This is a genomic window from Aequorivita sp. CIP111184, from assembly GCF_900489465.1.
Taxonomy (GTDB): Bacteria; Bacteroidota; Bacteroidia; order Flavobacteriales; family Flavobacteriaceae; genus Aequorivita.
The window spans coordinates 122,318-139,947 of record NZ_UEFQ01000026.1 but is presented as its reverse complement, the minus strand read 5'-3'; the positions used below and the strand labels follow the sequence as shown (position 1 = coordinate 139,947).

The window sequence follows — 17,630 nt, the reverse complement described above, 5'->3', positions numbered from 1 at the left end:
ATATAGATGCTTTTTATAGTGCCCAATAATCACACAAAAATTGTAACTTTAAACCATTGTTTTCAACCGATATAGAAAAGAAGAAAATGGCCAGAACAGAATCTAAAATGCTTTCCTTGGGAACTAAAGCGCCTGATTTTACCCTTATAGATGCAGTTACCAACAAAGCTGTTTCGCTAAAGGATGTTCGTGGTGCAAAGGGAACAGTAGTTATGTTTATTTGTAATCACTGCCCTTTTGTAAAGCATGTAAACGAAGAACTTGTTCGGGTTTGCAACGATTATCGAGTAACAGGTTTCGGTTTCGTTGCCATAAACAGCAACGATGTTATCAATTACCCAGAAGATTCACCAGCAGAAATGTGGCGGACTTCTCAAAAGAATAATTATCCTTTTCCGTATTTATATGATGAAACTCAAGAAGTAGCAAAGGCATACCATGCCGCCTGCACTCCAGATTTTTATCTTTTTGACGCTGAATTGAAATTGGTTTATAGGGGTCAATTAGATAACAGTCGCCCAGGAAATGGAATTCCCACTAACGGTCGTGATCTCCGCGAAGCGTTGGACAGTGTACTTAGTAACAGTCCACAGCGAAAGGATCAAAAGCCAAGTATTGGGTGTAATATTAAGTGGAAGGAATGAATTGGTTTATTGGTTAACTGTTTAATTGTTCAAATTCCTATTGCCGAATATTACTTCTACCCTTCCCGTTTCAACAAATTTTCAATATGTGCATAATGGTGATTGCTGTGCCAAGCATAACTTCCCACTGTTTCTGCAAGTGTATAATTACGGTTGCGGGCTGGATGATGAAACTCTTTTAGCAATTGTTCCTGCGATAATCCCTTTACTAAATAAATCCATTTTGCGTGCAAAGCACTTATTGCAGCTAAAGACAATTCAATAGGCGCATTTTTGGCATCTTCGGTTTCTGCCCAAGCTTTTTCATCATAAACTTTTATTGTTGGTCTATCTTCCGTTAGCGTCCACTTAAAACGGGTATAGGCGTTGTGATGGCTGTCATAAATGTGATGGATTGTTTGCCGCACTGTCCAACCTTCCGGTCTGTAGGGTGTCTTTAATTGTGCTTCGGAAAGGTTGCTCACTAAATTATTCAATCTATTTGGAAAATGTTCCAATATAGAAATCCAAGCCTCCAATTTTTCAGGAGTTATATCTGAAGGGCAGTCAAAGGTGCCTATTGGGTATTTTAGTTTCTCTAAATCCATGTGTTAAAAGTACAAAACGCCCCGATAGCTCGAGACGTTTTGTTTATTTATTAAAAGTGTTTTTAGACTATTTTACATCGATCAATTCCACATCAAAAATCAAGGTAGCATTTGGAGGAATAACCCCGCCAGCGCCGCGTTCGCCGTAGGCTAGTTGTGAAGGAATCACAAAACGAGCTTTATCGCCCACTTGCAATAATTGGATGCCTTCGTCCCAACCAGAGATTACCTGCCCAACACCCAATTGAAAATCGATTGGTTGTTTTCTTTTATAAGATGAGTCAAACTCAGTGCCATCAGTAAGTGCGCCCTTGTAATGCACTGAAACTGTTTTTCCTTTTTCAGCTTTTTTACCACTTCCTTTTTGAACTATTTTATAAAGAAGTCCGCTGTCGGTTCTATCAAAACCTTCTGAAACTTTTTTTAGTTCTGCTTCTTCTTTTGCCTTTATTTTAGCAATTCGCTGTTCTCTTTCACCAGTAAATCTTCTAAAAGCTTCCACGGCGTTCCATTTTTTAGCTTCTTCGCCCACGCGAATTATTTCAATCTTTTTCATAGTGTCGCCCTGCGCAACGCTATCAACAACATCCTGTCCTTCAACAACATTTCCAAACACGGTATGTTTGTTGTCCAGCCAAGGCGTGGCAACATGGGTGATAAAAAACTGGCTACCATTGCTTGCAGGTCCAGAATTTGCCATAGAAAGCACACCCGGAGTATCATGGCGAAGATCTTGATGAAATTCATCTTCAAAATCATACCCTGGTCCACCAGAACCTGTTCCTTTTGGATCACCACCTTGAATCATAAAATCAGGAAGTACCCGGTGAAATTTCAACCCATCGTAATATGGAGTTCCCTGTGGTTTTGCTGAATTCTCCAGGTTACCTTCAGCCAAAGCCACAAAGTTTCCAACCGTTCCCGGGGTTTTGTCGTGTGTAAGTTTTATAAGAATTTCTCCTTTTTCTGTCGTTATTTTTGCGTAAATCCCGTCTTGCATTGCATTTGTTTTTTAATGAATTGCAAAGGTACGGAAATACGAAGTATGAAATTGGAAATACGAAGTTGGAAGTTTTTAGAAATAAAAGAAAAAGCAAAGAGAGATTTTAGATTAGGGATTAGAAACTATCTGTTAAGTTGGCGGAAGATCTTTTGGTGTTGGGAATTTATATAGAGGGGGTTGGAATAGGTGAATTTGTATATTTGGAATTAAAGATATAATGGGAATAAATACTATATAGTGTTTATCCACATGTTGTAAAAAAGCTGAAAACGAGAAACTATGATATATTTAATTTGGTCAATAATAAATGGAATGATTATTTTTTATTTTCTATATCTGATTGTTGAATTTATCGAAAAAGGAAAAAAAATATTTAAACCACAATTTAAAGTTATCTCAATCTTTATAATGATAATCGGAATTGTTCAAATAATTTCTGCCTCTAATTCAGAAAAAAACTCAAACCGAATAACTATAACTAAAGACTATAACAAAAAGAATGATTCCAAAATTAAACAAGTAATTCTTGAAGACAATTTAACTTTTGATATTAATATGCTTATTAAATACTCGATTAACCAAAATGAGTATATCCCAATAGAAAGTAGTAGTTTTTTGAATGGTCTTGTTAGCGGTTACGATTGGGAATTTAAATCGATTAACACCAATAATTACAAACCAAATGAAAAATCAGAATTTACTGCTAACGGAATTTTAAAGTGGAATCTTTTCGGAATAAATATTTATAGTGAATCAAAAACATTTAATGGTACGATTGAATAATAGCCAGTTTAAAACAACGGCTATAGTTGATTGCGGGGAATTTCCTCTCGGGAATTGCTAGCGCCATTTCGCTTTGCTCGTGTCTTGCCGTTTTGCTATCTTCGACTACAGCGGAAAAGTCCTTCGAATATTTTTCGCAACGAAACCATAGCCTAAACGTTTCCACACAACTTCTGACTTATCTCTTCCCACTTCTCTTCCCACTTCTCACTTAAAATTGTAACAATTCCCTCGTCCATTCGTCAAATAATAAACCTCCCGAAGTTATCGGGCCCAAAACTACCCTGTGGAAAACATTCTCACAATAAACAATCTAACGAAGAAATTTGGATCACTCACAGCTGTAGATAATCTTTCCTTTACTATTGAAAAAGGCAATGTTTACGGTATCCTCGGACCAAACGGCAGTGGAAAAAGTACCACACTCGGCATCGTACTGAACGTGGTGAACAAAACTGCTGGCGACTTTAAATGGTTTGATGGTAAAATAGATACGCACAACGCTTTAAAAAAAGTTGGTGCCATTATTGAACGTCCAAATTTTTACCCCTATATGACCGCTGTGCAAAACCTACAACTGGTTTGCAAGATAAAAGAGGTTTCAGAAAAAAAGATTAACGAGAAGTTGGAGCTTGTGGGGCTTTTGGATAGAAAAGACAGTAAGTTCAGTACTTTTTCCTTAGGAATGAAACAACGCTTGGCAATCGCTTCAGCATTGTTGAACGATCCAGAAATATTAATTCTAGACGAACCTACCAATGGTTTGGATCCGCAGGGAATTCACCAAATTCGGGAAATCATAAAAGTGATTGCTTCACAGGGAACTACTATCCTCTTGGCGTCACATTTATTGGACGAAGTTGAAAAGGTGTGTACCCACGTGGTAATTCTTCGGAAAGGGGTAAGTCTGTATTCTGGTAGCGTGGACGGCATGAACGCCAGCCACGGCTTTTTAACAATGCAGAGCAACAACATGGAAGCACTGCAACATGCTTTGGAAGGAAACCCCGCCTTTGGCACCGTAAAGCGCGAAGGTGATTTTATCATCGCTTACCTCAACGCCCCGATGGATGCATCTGAAGTGAACAAGCTCCTTTTTGAAAAAGGCATTAGCCTTAGTCACCTTGTGAAACGCAAGGAAAGCCTCGAAGAACAATTCCTTGAACTTACCAAACAAAACTAACCCAAGATGCTACGACTGTTAAACATAGAACTCCAAAAACTGCGCTATAATCGGGCGGCTAAGGTTATTTCCATTATTTATTTTTTACTCATAACCTTTATCGCTTTGATTGCATCTATTGAATTCAACTTTGGTGATTTTCACTTTCGCGTGGCCGACCAAGGAATATTCAACTTTCCGTTTATTTGGCATTTCAACACCTATATGGCGGCTATTCTAAAATTGTTTTTGGCTATTGTGATTGTTTCTATGATGAGCAATGAATACAGTTATAGAACTTTAAAACAGAACCTTATTGACGGTCTGAGCAAGAAAGAATTTTTACTTTCAAAATTTCTTACGGTTTTGCTTTTTTCAGCAATATCAACAGTATTTATATTTGGCGTTTCTTTAATCTTAGGACTTATTTTTTCAGATTACAATGAAATAGGTATCATTTTCAGTGGTATGGAATACATTGGCGCCTATTTTATAAAATTAGTTGCTTTCTTTTCCTTCTGTCTATTCCTTGGGGTTTTGGTAAAGCGTTCTGCGTTTGCGCTCGGTTTTTTGATTGTGTGGCAAATTGTTGAATGGTTGTTTTACGGCTTAATGAAATGGCAATTTTTTAAGGACACCGATGTTGCAGATAATGTTGCGCAATTCTTTCCCTTAAATGCAATGGCAAACCTCATCAAAGAACCTATTAGCCGTTTGGGGGCTATCCAATCTGCGGCAAATCAGTTAGGCGAAAGTTTTACGAAAGACTACCACGTAAGTATGTTGAATATTTTTATCGTTTTAGTTTGGACAAGCCTTTTCCTCTATTGGTCCTACGCTATTCTGAAGAAAAGAGACCTTTAAAAAACACTCCTTCCCTTTGATTTTTTGTCTATATTTAGCAAGCAATCAACCCCTATGTTTTCTTTAAAGCGTTATTTTTTTATACTTTGCTCCTTAATTTCCACTGCGTTTTTTGCTCAGGATATTGAATTATTCCAACAGTTTAATGGCAATTATGATTACACCGCTTTTGGAAATACATTAAACGTTGAAGAAAACGGACAAGGTGGCCAATGTTTTATTCTTACCAGCAGCAGTGCCGATTTTCAACTACAACCGAACCAAGAAGTGGTGGCGGCCTACCTATATTGGGCAGGCTCTGGGCCGGGCGATTTCAATGTTACCTTTAACCAAATACCTCTTACTGCCGAACGAACTTTTAATGTTACCTACAACAGTGGCGGTATTGATTATATCTATTTTGCTGCTTTTGCAGATGTAACCCAACAAATTCAAACTACTGGCAACGGTAATTACACACTTGCAGATTTAGATCTTACTCAAGTAATCCCAACTTATTGCAGTCCGCCTGGGTCGGGCACCAACTTTGGCGGGTGGGCAGTTACAGTAGTTTATGAAGACGCCAACCTCCCCCTAAACCAAGTGAATGTTTTTGATGGCTTGGAAAGCGTTTCACAAAGCAACCAAAACTTAAACATTACTTTGAATAATTTAATGGTCTTGGACACCCAAGGCGCCAAGATTGGTTTCCTTGCGTGGGAAGGCGATCAAGGGCTTGCTGTTAACGAAACCCTTCGCATTAACGGAAATATTCTCGGTAATCTGCCGCTAAATCCTCCCGACAATGCCTTTAACGGCACTAATAGTTTTACCGGAAGCGATGTGCTTTACAATATGGATATCGACGTCTATCCTATTTCAAATTATATAAATCAAGGAGATACTTCGGCGACTATTCAACTTACCAGCGGGCAGGATTTTGTGATGGTGAACAATATTATTACCGTTTTAAATACCGAACTGCCCGATGCCACCATTTCCATAGACAGTATTATTGGCGGCACGGAATGTGGCAATCGGGAGCTTACGGTAAATTACACTGTTTATAACCTAAACAGCACAGATGTTTTACCTACGGGAACACCTATTGCTTTTTATGCGGATGAAGCCTTGGTAGCGCAAAGTGAAACCGCTGCCCTTATTCCTATTGACGGACAAGAAAGTGGAACCATCATGTTTACTATTCCCAACAATATTGAAGCCGATTTTATTATGAAAGCTGTTGTTGACGATACTGGCAACAGCACAGGAATAGTCGATGAAATAAACGAAGATAATAACGAAGACGAAACACCAATCCATTGGCTTCTAAATCCGGTAATTACAGGGCTTCACAATCTGGATACTTGTGATGTTATTGGAAAAGAATATTTCGATCTAACCGAAGCCACTTCCCAAATAGATCCTATTTATGCTTTGAGCTTTCACCTTACAGAAGCGGATGCCCAGAATAATGATAACCCTATTGCCAATCCTGAAATATTTCAAAATACCGAAAACCCACAAACTATTTACATACGTGTTTCAAATCCCGATTGTTTTCTTATAGACAGTTTTACTGTTGAAGTACTGCCTTGCCCCTTGCCCGATGCCACTATAGAACTTCCCGAAATTTCAGCTTGTCGCGATAGAGCGTTGCTATTACCTTTTACGGTTTATAATTTGGACGCCACGGCGCTTTTGCCAGCAAATACTTCGATAGCATTTTATACAGATGGGGTTTTGCTTGGACTTACACAAACGCTACAAAGCATTCCAATTGGCGAAAGTGAAAATGGCGAAGTGCAAGTTATATTACCCGATAGTTTACCAGATACCTTTACCATCACTGCTGTGGTTGATGACGATGGTAATGGCAATGGTTTAGTTGAAGAACTTCGGGAAGACAACAATAGTTTTACGCAGATTATTGCTTTTGAAAGCATCCCTCCCATCCCCAATTTGTCTAATTTATTAAAGTGCGATATAGGTTTTAACACCGCTACTTTCGACTTAACTGCTCAAGATGATTTAATTCGCACCGGGGCGGATGATGTTATTCGGTATTTTACATCTTTGGAAAACGCTTTGGAAAACACCAATCCAATCAATAATTCTACTGAATATCAAAACAATGCTGATCCCCAGACTATTTATGTGCGATTGGAAAATGAAATCTGCTTTGCCACAGCTTCTTTTTTATTGACCACAGAAAAATGTGCTCCTTTTATTCCCGAGGGTTTTTCACCCAATGGCGATGGTATTAACGATACTTTTGAAATTAGCAACCTGCTGAACATTTACGAAAACTTTGAGCTGCACATCTATTCCCGCGATGGCAACCTAATACACACCGCTCACAACGCAGATGGTTTTTGGGATGGTGTGGCTACGCAAGGCCTTCTCTTTACAGGAAGCACAGTGCCAGTAGGTACATATTATTACGTTTTGGTTTTAAACGACCCCAAATATCCCGATGCTTTTATTGGTTGGGTTTATGTAAATTATTAAAAAAAGAAAGAGCGCTCACGCGCCCTTCCCCTCAAAAAAACCAAACCACCTCACAAAACTATAGTTCAGAATTACTTACTGCTCTTTACTAAGCGAATAAACTCTGCTCTGTAGCCATCATTATCTTTGCCTTTACCCGCTTCCGCTAAGGCTATTACGTCTTCTTTCTTTTTAGTATTGATAAACTCAGAGTTGCGTAGTTGCATTCCGAAGAGGGCCACTGCTGCTGAAAACTTCAAGTCTTCTGAGGCACTTTCTATAGAGTTGTTATCGTCTTTCACTGTTTTTACTATCAGCTTGCTCACATCGCCATCGGGTTCTTTGTAACGGAATTTTACGGTAAGCATTTCATCAGTATAATTCTGGTTGGTTTGCTTGGTGTATTTCAAGTTGTCTATATCTTTTAAATATTTGCTCTTTATTCCAACGGGAATTATTTCATACAGAGCGGTAACTGTGTGGCCACTTCCCAATTCGCCTGCGTCTTTGGTGTCGTCTTTAAAATCTTCATCGTTTAGCAAACGGTTTTCGTAACCAATCAAACGGTAGGCCTGTACTTTGGCAGGGTTGAATTCCACTTGAATTTTTACATCTTTAGCGATGGTATAAAGTGTGCCGAAAAACTCTGTGCTCAATACTTTTTGTGCTTCTTGCATAGTGTCAATATAGGAGTGGTTTCCGTTGCCCTTGTCAGCTAGGGTTTCCATTTTGCTGTCTTTGTAATTACCCATTCCGAAGCCTAAACAGGTTAAGAAAACACCGCTTTTGCGTTTTTCCTCAATTAATTCTTCCATAGAGCGGTCGCTGGATGCGCCCACGTTGAAGTCGCCATCAGTCGCTAGGATTATGCGGTTGTTGCCACCTTTGCTGAAGTTTTCTTCCGCGACTTTATAAGCCAATTGAATACCGGCTCCTCCTGCTGTAGACCCTCCGGCACTAAGGTTTTCAATTGCATTACGGATAAGTTGTTTTTCTGCGCCTGAAGTTGGAGGAAGCACTAAACCAGCAGCACCTGCATAAACCACTATAGAAACCTTATCTTTTTCTCTTAGCTTATCAACCAACACATTTAGCGCTGATTTCAACAATGGCAATTTGTTTGGATCATTCATAGAGCCAGATACATCTAAAAGGAAAACTAGATTTGAAGGTGGCACATTGTCCATAGAAATATCCTTTCCTTTTAAACCAATTCGCACCAACTTGGCATCTTGGTTCCAAGGTGAGTTAACTACATCTGCTGTAATAGAGAATGGATCTTTGCCTGTTGGCTGTGGATAGTTATATGCAAAATAGTTTACCATTTCTTCAATCTTTACAGCATCCTGTGGCACTTCCTGTCCGTTGTTTAACATACGGCGGATGTTGCTGTAACCTGCTTTATCAACGTCTATAGAAAATGTAGAAAGTGGCGCGGTAGAAACGCTTTTAAAAATGTTTTCTTCTATACGGCCGTAGGATTCGTTATCAGATACGGGGTTTGAAAGATTAGACGACGTACCTCTGATAACAAAAGATGGTGTTGCTCCTACATTATCATTTGTAACTTGAACACCCGCGGCTTTTCCCTGTAGCTTTCTATTAAATGATTCGCTATTAATTGAGGTTACTGAATGACTCACAGATTTTTTCTCTCTAGTTGCTCCATAACCCGTAACCACAACTTCATCCAAAGCAGAACCTGGGTTTAAACTAATATTTATTTCCCCAGCCATTCTAACCTTAACTTCTTGGGTGTCAAAACCGACATATGAGAAAACTAATTTCTGTCCAATTTGAGCTTCAATGTTGTACTTACCATCAAAATCTGTTTGGGTGCCATTGCTAGTTTTTTTAATAATAACATTTACACCAGGCAACGGAAGTCCAGTATTATCAGATACTACGCCTGTTACGGTAACTATTTGTGCGTGAAGCTGGAATCCCAGCAACGCTACTGCTAAAAATGTGAAAAGTGTTTTCATAATATGTGGTTTTAGTGTTAAACTTGAAGTAAAACTACCGCACATTAAAGAGTCAAAAAATATGAAATGAGGGAACTGGTGTTTTGAGTGAGGGAAATATGTTTTTACTTAATCAACTACCAGCTTCCGCCTCCTCCACCTCCAAAACCACCTCCTGAGGAACCTCCGGAACCACTGTTGGAAGGCGAACTAACCATTGTAGATTGAGCCGAAGAAATGGAATCTGAAAACGAATGAGTAAAATTGTGCATCGTGAATGCACCTGAAGAAGAAGTATACCAACTTGGAGGTTGCAAGTTAAGTGCCTCAAATTTTTTTGCCCACTGATCAAAAAGACCAAATGCAAGCGCATAACCCATAGTAGTTTCGAAATAGGATGGGCTGTCCTGTAAAAGCATTTTCAGCTTATTTTCCTCTGCTATTTTTATAAAGTTTTTAAACCCTTTCAATTCAGAATAAACCTTGTTGCCCAGAGAATTCTTCTTCACCATATAAATAGTCATAAACAAAAGGAAAAGTGAAATTGGAACTACTGCTAAAGCGGCCCAAAGTCCCCAGCTAAGCAGAAAGAGAATAAAAAGAAAAATACCAAGTAGCAAAACACCAACTATAGTCCAAGTCTGCATTTTTTTTGCTTCTTTGTCATAATAAATTTGGGCCTTGTCCCCCAATAGTTTTTTGGCGCTTGCCATTGTTGTATAAAAGGAATCTTTTAGACTGCTTATCAGTACTTCTTTTTCAATGGCACTACTGCTGCTTCCGAAGAGTCCTTTGAAAATCTTCTCTTCATAATCTGGAGCGCCTTCAGGTAAGGGACGAAGCTGGGTTAGTTTTGTATCATCTTTAGCTAACCATCCTTTTTTGGGAACCTGCTCCATTTTAATAATTCCCCGTGCGCCCCAATAGGGAATTAGGGAAATCAAGTCGGGCGTATCTGCTTTATCATCAACCAAGAAACCTGCCATTGCAGGATCTACACCATTAGGTGGAAAATAACTGGTGGTAGCCACTACCCTGTCGTCTTTGCCATATTTATTCCAAACCCAATAAAAAACAAAAAGCATTGCACCCAGTATAAGCGTCCAGCCATAATCGCTCCAAAAGGGCCACCAAGGTTTTATTTCCTTGATAGATCCCGTGGGAAGATTAAGCGAAACAGTTACACTTTGATCTGGAGCGGAAAGAAAATTTTCACGGCTTTTGGCAGTAAAAATTCTATTACTATATTTTACATCGAAATCTTTACTAACTATGGTATCTCCGGCAAAACCAGAATATACCGATATATCGTCTAGATTGGCGTCCATATTTTTCGGAAGATGAATGCTGAAATCTATTTGGTGAAATAAAGTATTCCATCCCGATGCTTTAATATTCCAATAAAAAAGAATCTGCGAATCCTCAAACAGGAACGCATTGTAAACCCTATATTTTATTTGATAGTGTTGTGGGCCAATAACAGTTACATCCTTATCGCCAACTTTGATTTGAAGATTGTCACTTATTTTTTGAACAAAATCTGGATCTGCATCAAATTTGTGATTTGGCACATCAATCTTTCTGATTTTAATTCTGCGTTTTTCCTGGTTTCCTTTTTCGGTAATCAAATCATACTTTACTTGAATGTCTCTGTAAATACCGTGTTGATAGGTAGTGAAGTTTAGATCATAATTTTCAACTACATCAAAATAACCGTCCTCGTTGATATAGATATCAACTTGGCTATGGTTCATCTCAAAATCTTGGGCAAATCCTTTCAGAAAAAACAGGAGTCCGAAAAGAAGCAGGAACAGTTTTCTATTTAATTGCAAGGGGCTATTCTCTTTTAGTATGACATTGTTGGTACTCATTCCAGATTAGTTTTGGATTACTGGATTATTGGATTACTAAATTGTTGGACTTTTAATTCATAAAAAATTAACCCAGAACCCATAAACTTAGAACTCAAAAACTCACTTTCACGTTTTCGCGGGTAGCCTCATCTGCTTCAAAGAAATCGAAATGCTGATAGTTGAGCATTCCGGCAAAAAGAACCCCCGGAAAGCTTTCGCCATACGTATTGTTCTCTCGAACCGTTCCATTGTAGTAACGACGACTTCTTTCAAGGTTTATTTCTATTTCATTAAGTTTTTGCTGTAGGTCTAAAAAACTGGCATTTGCCTTTAAATCTGGATACGCTTCCCCCAAAGCAAAAATACTTCGCAAGGATTGTTGCAGTTGGTTTTCGGCTTTTATTTGCGCATTAATTTCATCAGAAGGAACCGCCATTGCAGCATTCCGTGCTTGTATTACGTTTTCTAAAGTTGTTTTTTCGTGAGCTGCATATCCCTTTACGGTCTCCACAAGGTTTGGTATTAAATCGTAACGGCGTTTAAGGGCAACGTCTATGTTGCTCCAGGCATCTTTCACCATGTTTTTGTTTTTCACAAAACGATTGAAGACAATAACGAGCAATAAAGCTATTACAACTAGCACGCCCAAAAGAAGAAATATAACACTCATAATTGTTTGGTTTAAAATTTAAAGTAAATATTTAAAAATGAACATCTAAGGTACTATAATTTTCTCTTTTCTATACCTATAAAACCTATCTAAGATAAAATGAAAACGTCTAATTAAAATAGTTGCCTAAGTACTTCTTATGAGCTCTTTTGTTCTGTAGTAAACTTAAAAAAGCAGAAAGGCGGATACTATATAATTTCGGAGGCGCCTATTACCACTATAACCAAAAAATACTGCCCATTCCCGAAAATCCTTTAATGGACTTTCTTTTCAGTTTGATTGTCTTGTAAACCCCACTCATCCATGCTTCTTAATACTCCTTCAAGAGATATTCCTCTCAAGCTTAATTTATACTCCACTTTGGGAGGAACAACAGCAAATACTTTTCTGGAAATAAGACCATCTTTTTCTAGTTCCCTTACCGTTTGAGTAAACATTTTATTTGAAATTCCTGTAATTTTCTTTTGTAATAAACCTGATCGTAATGGGCCGTCCAATAGGTGAAATAAAATTAAAGGCTTCCATTTAGTTCCAATTAAATTCATTGTATAATTGAGGGGACAGTAATTATCTTTATTCATTTTTAATTTATAATATGCTGAAAATCAATATTTAACCCCTTTAGGTAACTAGAGCACAAAAAGGTAAGTTATTGTTGATTAGGTAAATATAACCTAAATTTGCATTACAAAATATGAGCTATGACAACAAATAAAAATTACCCAAAATCATTTTCACACATTGGATTAACCGTTCCGAACATCCATAAGGCTGTAGAATTCTATTCAGAGGTAATGGGATGGTATATAATTATGGAGCCTTCCACAGTGAAAAAGGAAAAAGAAACCGCAATCGGACAAATGTGTATTGATGTATTTGGGGATGATTGGGAAGAATTTGAAATTGCACATTTGGCAACTTCAGATGGCATTGGAATTGAATTATTCTCATTTCCACAGGGAGTTAAAGAAGCCCCGGAATTCAACCCTTTTAATACTGGACTTTTCCACTTTAGCGTACAAGATCCAAATATTGAAAAACTAATAGATGAAATAGTATCTTACGGCGGAAAACAAAGAATGCCCATTAGAGAATATTATCCAAATGAAAAGCCCTTTAAAATGTGTTATGTGGAAGATCCCTTCGGAATTGTTTTCGAAATATATACACATAGTTATGAATTGACATATTCCTCGGGTGCTTATACAAAATAGAATCGGCAGTAAACTTGATATTTAAACCAAGTATAAGCCATAAAAAAATTGAAGATTGAAATTATTTGATTTCGAAATGGATCCAAACATCAACCTGCTTCCCAAAGATGGTACGGTAAATTACTACGGTACCATTTTTTCTACTGAAGAAGCAAACCATTATTACGAAACCCTTCTTAATACAATCAACTGGAAAAACGACGAAGCCATTATCTTTGGAAAGAAGATAATCACCAAACGCAAAGTAGCGTGGTATGGCGAAACGGAGTTTGAATATACCTATTCCAAAATAACCAAGAAAGCTAATTTGTGGACTCAAGAGTTATTGGAGCTTAAAAAGCAGATTGAAGCTAAATGTGGCGAAACCTTCAACAGTTGCCTTCTCAACCTATACCATTCTGGCGAGGAAGGCATGGCGTGGCATAGCGATGCAGAAAAGGATTTAAAAAAAAATGGAGCAATTGCTTCTTTAAGTCTGGGTGCCGAACGCAAGTTTGCCTTTAAACACAAAGAAACCAAGGAAACAATCTCCCTAAACTTAGAACACGGCAGTCTTTTAATAATGAAGGGCACTACACAAAGCCATTGGCTACATAGATTGCCACCAACCAAGAAAGTACAGTCCCCGAGGATTAATTTGACTTTTAGAACTATTGATGTTTAATGACGAGCGACGAAGAACGAGCGACGAAGGAAGAGTGACAAAGGAAGAGGTTCAATGAGACGGAATTTATAATCTTTTGAGTCATCAAGAGGTGCTTCGAATTATATGCTATTTCTTTTTGAACAATTATTAAACACTTCCGTAGGGCTTGTTTTAATTTTGTAGGAAAAAAGGCCCTTTTTCTTACAATTTGATGAAGTATCTATGGCTTTGCTATGGCTTTGCTATGGAGTATCCGTGAGTGGCCCATTTATGGAAAGAAAAATCCCTTTTCCATATTTTTGAACTAGTTTTAATCACTAGTATTCGGCAACAAATCAAAGACATCCATCTGATGTCAACTCCAAAAGATTCCCTATATTTATACAAGAACTAGTTCTGGGAAAGAACCAGCTACCGCACCCGAAACAATACTTCGCTATGCTCAATATGTAGCTTGAAAAATGAAGCCAAGTACTCAAAAGCTAAACTTGATTTTTTTTAAAGGCTGATTCTAGATGAGCTAAGATTATTTTAAAATAATTTAAAGACGAATTATTATGCAACCCTTGGTAGACTGTATAGAATTAAAATAAAACTTCAACAAATAAAAATTAAATGCTGTCAAGATACTGCGCCTTTCACCTAGAAAAATAGAAGCAGTTTCTTTCTTTAGAAAAAAATAAAACCACTCATGAACTATAAACCTCTTTTTTTACTTTCAGTATTTATTTACTTAACCCTCTCCTGTACCAAAAAAAAAGAGTCCATTACGCCTGAAGTTAAAAGCATTACTGAAAGCGTTTACGCCTCGGGATTTATAAAAAGTAAAAAGCAATACGAAGTGTACAGTAGGTTTAGTGGCATAATCAAAACAATATTTGTCACTGAGGGGATGCAAGTAAAAAAGGGCGACCCAATTTTTCAATTGGATAATAAAGATTTAAAAATAGCTACTGAAAATGCGCGGCTTGCCTCAGCTACTGCCGACTATAAATTAAATGCCGACAAATTACAGGATGCAGGTAAAGCCATTGATATGGCAACTAAAAAACTTACAAACGATTCCCTTTTATACCATAGACAAAAAAATCTATGGAGTAATAACATAGGGAGCAAAGTAGAACTTGAGCAAAAGGAATTAAATTTTGAAAACGCTAAAGTAGATTTAGCTAGGGCAAGTACTAATTATCAGGACTTAAAACGTCAGTTAAAACTGCTATCAGACCAAAGTAAGAACAATTTAGAAATCGCAAAGCTAATGGAAGACGATTTCATTATTAGGAGCGAGGTAGATGGCGTGGTTTACAAAATTAACAAAGAGAAAGGCGAGCTAACCAATGGCCTAGAACCCGAAGCCGTAATTGGTACAGATGAATTTATTATAGAATTGAGTATTGACGAGCTCGATATCGTAAAAGTAAAGAAAGGCCAGCAAGTACTTATTACGATGGATAGTTATAAAGACCAAGTGTTTGAAGCTGAAATTATAACTATTGATCCAATGATGAACATACGAACGCGCTCCTTTCAGGCTGAAGCAATATTTACTAAAAAACCTGGCGCTCTTTTTCCAAATCTTACCGCAGAGGCAAATATTTTAATCAACTCAAAAGAAGATGCCCTAACCATTCCGAGAAATTATTTAATCAACGACACCTATGTTATGCTGGAAGGAGGTAAACTCCAAAAAGTAGAAACAGGCTTAATGGATTACGATTTAGTTGAAATAAAAAGCGGGATAAACAAGACCACTCTCATAGAACTGCCGGAAGAATGAAGGTAAAACATATTACAGAAATTGCTATTGCCCTTATGCTCGCTCGTTGGAAGCAAACCCTCGTAGCTGCCATTGGTGTAACGTTTAGCATTGCCTTTTTTATATCCTTACTAGGTTTTATGGAAGGTTTAAATGAACTGCTAGATGGAATGGTTTTAAATCGCACCCCGCACGTAAGACTGTACAATGATATTCTTCCCTCCAAGCTACAGCCTATTGACTTGAGCAAAGAATACAAGGATCACCATAATTTTATTAGTTCTGTAAAACCGATCAATACCCGAAAAGAAATATATAATGCACAACAAATTATTAACCAATTAAAAAAAGACAAACGCGTTTTTGGTGTAGCTCCTAAAATTACAGCCCAAGTTTTTTATAACCTCGGAAATATTGACCTGAATGGGATTATAAACGGTGTTGATACTGAGCAGGAGGAAAAGCTTTTTTCTTTTAGCGATTATATAATTGATGGGAATTACAAAGAACTCAAAATCATTCCAAATAGCATAATCCTTGGCAAAGGAGCGGCTGATATAATGATGGCCAAAATTGGCGACATAATAACTGTAACTTCCACCGAAGGGGAGCAATTTTCCTTAAAAGTTATCGGTTTTTTTCAGTCGGGTATCGCTGAGATAGACAAGGTGCAAAGCTACGCCAGCTTATCAACTACGCAGAAAATTCTTGGGGAAAACAGTAATTATATAAGTGATATTCAAATAAAATTAAAAGACATAGTCCAGGCTCCTGCACTAGCCATTGAATATGGAAACTTTTTTAAAATTGATGCTGAAGATATACAAACTGCCAATGCACAATTTGAAACAGGAAGCAGTGTGCGTTCTATAATTTCGTATGCGGTGGGAATTACTTTATTGATAGTATCGGGTTTCGGGATCTATAACATCCTCAATATGCTGATCTATGAAAAAATGGATACCATTGCCATTTTAAAAGCCACTGGCTTTGCTGGTGCCGATGTAAAAAAAATATTTATCACCATTTCAATGAGTATTGGTATTGCGGGGGCTTTGGCTGGTTTACTTTTCGGGTTTTTACTCTCGTTAGTTATTGATGCCATTCCATTTCATACTACTTCTCTGCCAACGGTAACCACCTACCCCATAAATTATGGAATGCAATATTATTCAATTGCAGCAATATTTGCGCTAGCAACAACCTACTTGGCAGGATGGTTACCAGCAAGAAAGGCAAGTAAGGTTGATCCTGTAATAATAATTAGAGGTAAGTAAATGGAAAATAATATCGTTTTAGAGGCACGTTCAATTTGTAAATCATTCCACGATCCGGTTAAGATTGATGTTTTAAAAGATATCTCGTTTACCCTTTCTCGTGGGGAATACGCTTCCATAATTGGTAGATCGGGAAGTGGAAAATCTACGCTCCTCTATATTCTTTCAACGATGGATACGGACTATACGGGAGAGCTTTTGATAGATAATGTTAGCATACGCGACAAATCAGAAAAAGAGTTAGCCGCTATTCGAAATGAAAAGATTGGGTTTGTTTTTCAATTTCACTATTTGTTAAATGAATTTACTGCCCTAAAAAATGTAATGCTACCTGGTTTTAAACTGAATAAGTTAAGCGAAGCAGAATTAGAACACAATGCCTATGAATTCTTAAAAGATCTAGGCATCGAGAAATTAGCAAAGAAAATGGCCTATCAATTATCAGGTGGCGAAAAACAACGAGTTGCAATAGCGCGCGCTATGATAAACGACCCACTAATAATAATGTGTGACGAGCCTACTGGAAATTTGGACAGCAAGAATGCCGATATTGTATTCAATATTTTTAAAGAACTCACTGAGACTTTTAATAAAACTCTATTGGTGGTAACACACGATCTAGATTTTGCGAATAAAACGGAGCGAATTATAGAACTGGATGACGGAAGGATTGTTTTTGGTTGATGGTTAGTCGTGAAGCGTGAGTTGTGATTCGTGGGTCGTCTCTGTCCTTGGCTT

General features: G+C 37.6%; 16 protein-coding genes. 10 read left to right on the top strand and 6 right to left on the bottom strand.

The window, feature by feature from the left end; all coding sequences use genetic code 11:
* Positions 1-86: 86 nt before the first annotated feature.
* Positions 87-644, top strand: a complete 558-nt coding sequence (locus AEQU1_RS12550; protein ID WP_111881636.1) for a thioredoxin family protein — start codon at positions 87-89, stop codon at positions 642-644.
* Between the two features lie 56 nt (positions 645-700).
* On the opposite strand, the gene AEQU1_RS12545 is transcribed toward AEQU1_RS12550, so the two are convergent.
* Both AEQU1_RS12545 and AEQU1_RS12540 read right to left on the bottom strand, forming a co-directional pair.
* Complete coding sequence (locus AEQU1_RS12545) at positions 701-1,231, bottom strand: YfiT family bacillithiol transferase (RefSeq protein WP_111881634.1); 531 nt, start codon at positions 1,229-1,231, stop codon at positions 701-703.
* A gap of 67 nt (positions 1,232-1,298) precedes the next feature.
* The gene (locus AEQU1_RS12540; protein WP_111881633.1) at positions 1,299-2,231 is read right to left on the bottom strand and encodes a peptidylprolyl isomerase; all 933 of its coding nucleotides are present in this window, start codon (positions 2,229-2,231) and stop codon (positions 1,299-1,301) included.
* 282 nt (positions 2,232-2,513) lie between these two features.
* On the opposite strand from AEQU1_RS12540, the gene AEQU1_RS12535 reads away from it, so the two are divergent.
* From AEQU1_RS12535 to AEQU1_RS12520, 4 genes are all read left to right on the top strand, one after another.
* Positions 2,514-3,017 (top strand): hypothetical protein, encoded by a 504-nt coding sequence (locus AEQU1_RS12535; protein ID WP_111881631.1) that lies wholly within the window; start codon positions 2,514-2,516, stop codon positions 3,015-3,017.
* Positions 3,018-3,303: 286 nt separating this feature from the next.
* Positions 3,304-4,200 (top strand): ABC transporter ATP-binding protein, encoded by an 897-nt coding sequence (locus AEQU1_RS12530; protein WP_111881629.1) that lies wholly within the window; start codon positions 3,304-3,306, stop codon positions 4,198-4,200.
* A gap of 6 nt (positions 4,201-4,206) precedes the next feature.
* Positions 4,207-5,043, top strand: a complete 837-nt coding sequence (locus AEQU1_RS12525; RefSeq protein WP_111881628.1) for an ABC transporter permease — start codon at positions 4,207-4,209, stop codon at positions 5,041-5,043.
* A 54-nt stretch (positions 5,044-5,097) separates the two neighbouring features.
* Positions 5,098-7,533: a gliding motility-associated C-terminal domain-containing protein gene (locus AEQU1_RS12520; RefSeq protein ID WP_111881626.1), complete on the top strand. Its 2,436-nt coding sequence runs from the start codon at positions 5,098-5,100 to the stop codon at positions 7,531-7,533.
* Between the two features lie 71 nt (positions 7,534-7,604).
* Here the strand turns inward: AEQU1_RS12520 and AEQU1_RS12515 are convergent, their stop codons facing one another.
* The 4 genes from AEQU1_RS12515 to AEQU1_RS12500 all read right to left on the bottom strand — a co-directional run bounded on the left by AEQU1_RS12515 (position 7,605) and on the right by AEQU1_RS12500 (position 12,580).
* The gene (locus tag AEQU1_RS12515) at positions 7,605-9,497 is read right to left on the bottom strand and encodes a VWA domain-containing protein (RefSeq protein ID WP_111881624.1); all 1,893 of its coding nucleotides are present in this window, start codon (positions 9,495-9,497) and stop codon (positions 7,605-7,607) included.
* Positions 9,498-9,613: 116 nt separating this feature from the next.
* Positions 9,614-11,347, bottom strand: a complete 1,734-nt coding sequence (locus AEQU1_RS12510; protein WP_111881623.1) for a DUF2207 domain-containing protein — start codon at positions 11,345-11,347, stop codon at positions 9,614-9,616.
* Positions 11,348-11,441: 94 nt separating this feature from the next.
* Complete coding sequence (locus AEQU1_RS12505) at positions 11,442-11,999, bottom strand: LemA family protein (protein WP_111881621.1); 558 nt, start codon at positions 11,997-11,999, stop codon at positions 11,442-11,444.
* 254 nt (positions 12,000-12,253) lie between these two features.
* On the bottom strand, positions 12,254-12,580 hold the full coding sequence (locus AEQU1_RS12500; RefSeq protein WP_111881619.1) for a helix-turn-helix domain-containing protein: 327 nt from the start codon (positions 12,578-12,580) through the stop codon (positions 12,254-12,256).
* A gap of 120 nt (positions 12,581-12,700) precedes the next feature.
* On the opposite strand from AEQU1_RS12500, the gene AEQU1_RS12495 reads away from it, so the two are divergent.
* The 5 genes from AEQU1_RS12495 to AEQU1_RS12475 all read left to right on the top strand — a co-directional run bounded on the left by AEQU1_RS12495 (position 12,701) and on the right by AEQU1_RS12475 (position 17,576).
* Complete coding sequence (locus AEQU1_RS12495) at positions 12,701-13,213, top strand: VOC family protein (protein ID WP_111881618.1); 513 nt, start codon at positions 12,701-12,703, stop codon at positions 13,211-13,213.
* Between the two features lie 76 nt (positions 13,214-13,289).
* On the top strand, positions 13,290-13,877 hold the full coding sequence (locus tag AEQU1_RS12490; RefSeq protein WP_408730909.1) for an alpha-ketoglutarate-dependent dioxygenase AlkB family protein: 588 nt from the start codon (positions 13,290-13,292) through the stop codon (positions 13,875-13,877).
* 673 nt (positions 13,878-14,550) lie between these two features.
* On the top strand, positions 14,551-15,636 hold the full coding sequence (locus AEQU1_RS12485; RefSeq protein ID WP_111881614.1) for an efflux RND transporter periplasmic adaptor subunit: 1,086 nt from the start codon (positions 14,551-14,553) through the stop codon (positions 15,634-15,636).
* The gene (locus AEQU1_RS12480) at positions 15,633-16,892 is read left to right on the top strand and encodes an FtsX-like permease family protein (protein WP_111881613.1); all 1,260 of its coding nucleotides are present in this window, start codon (positions 15,633-15,635) and stop codon (positions 16,890-16,892) included. The genes AEQU1_RS12485 and AEQU1_RS12480 overlap by 4 nt, the downstream gene beginning before the upstream one ends.
* Complete coding sequence (locus AEQU1_RS12475) at positions 16,893-17,576, top strand: ABC transporter ATP-binding protein (protein ID WP_111881611.1); 684 nt, start codon at positions 16,893-16,895, stop codon at positions 17,574-17,576.
* Positions 17,577-17,630 lie beyond the last annotated feature (54 nt).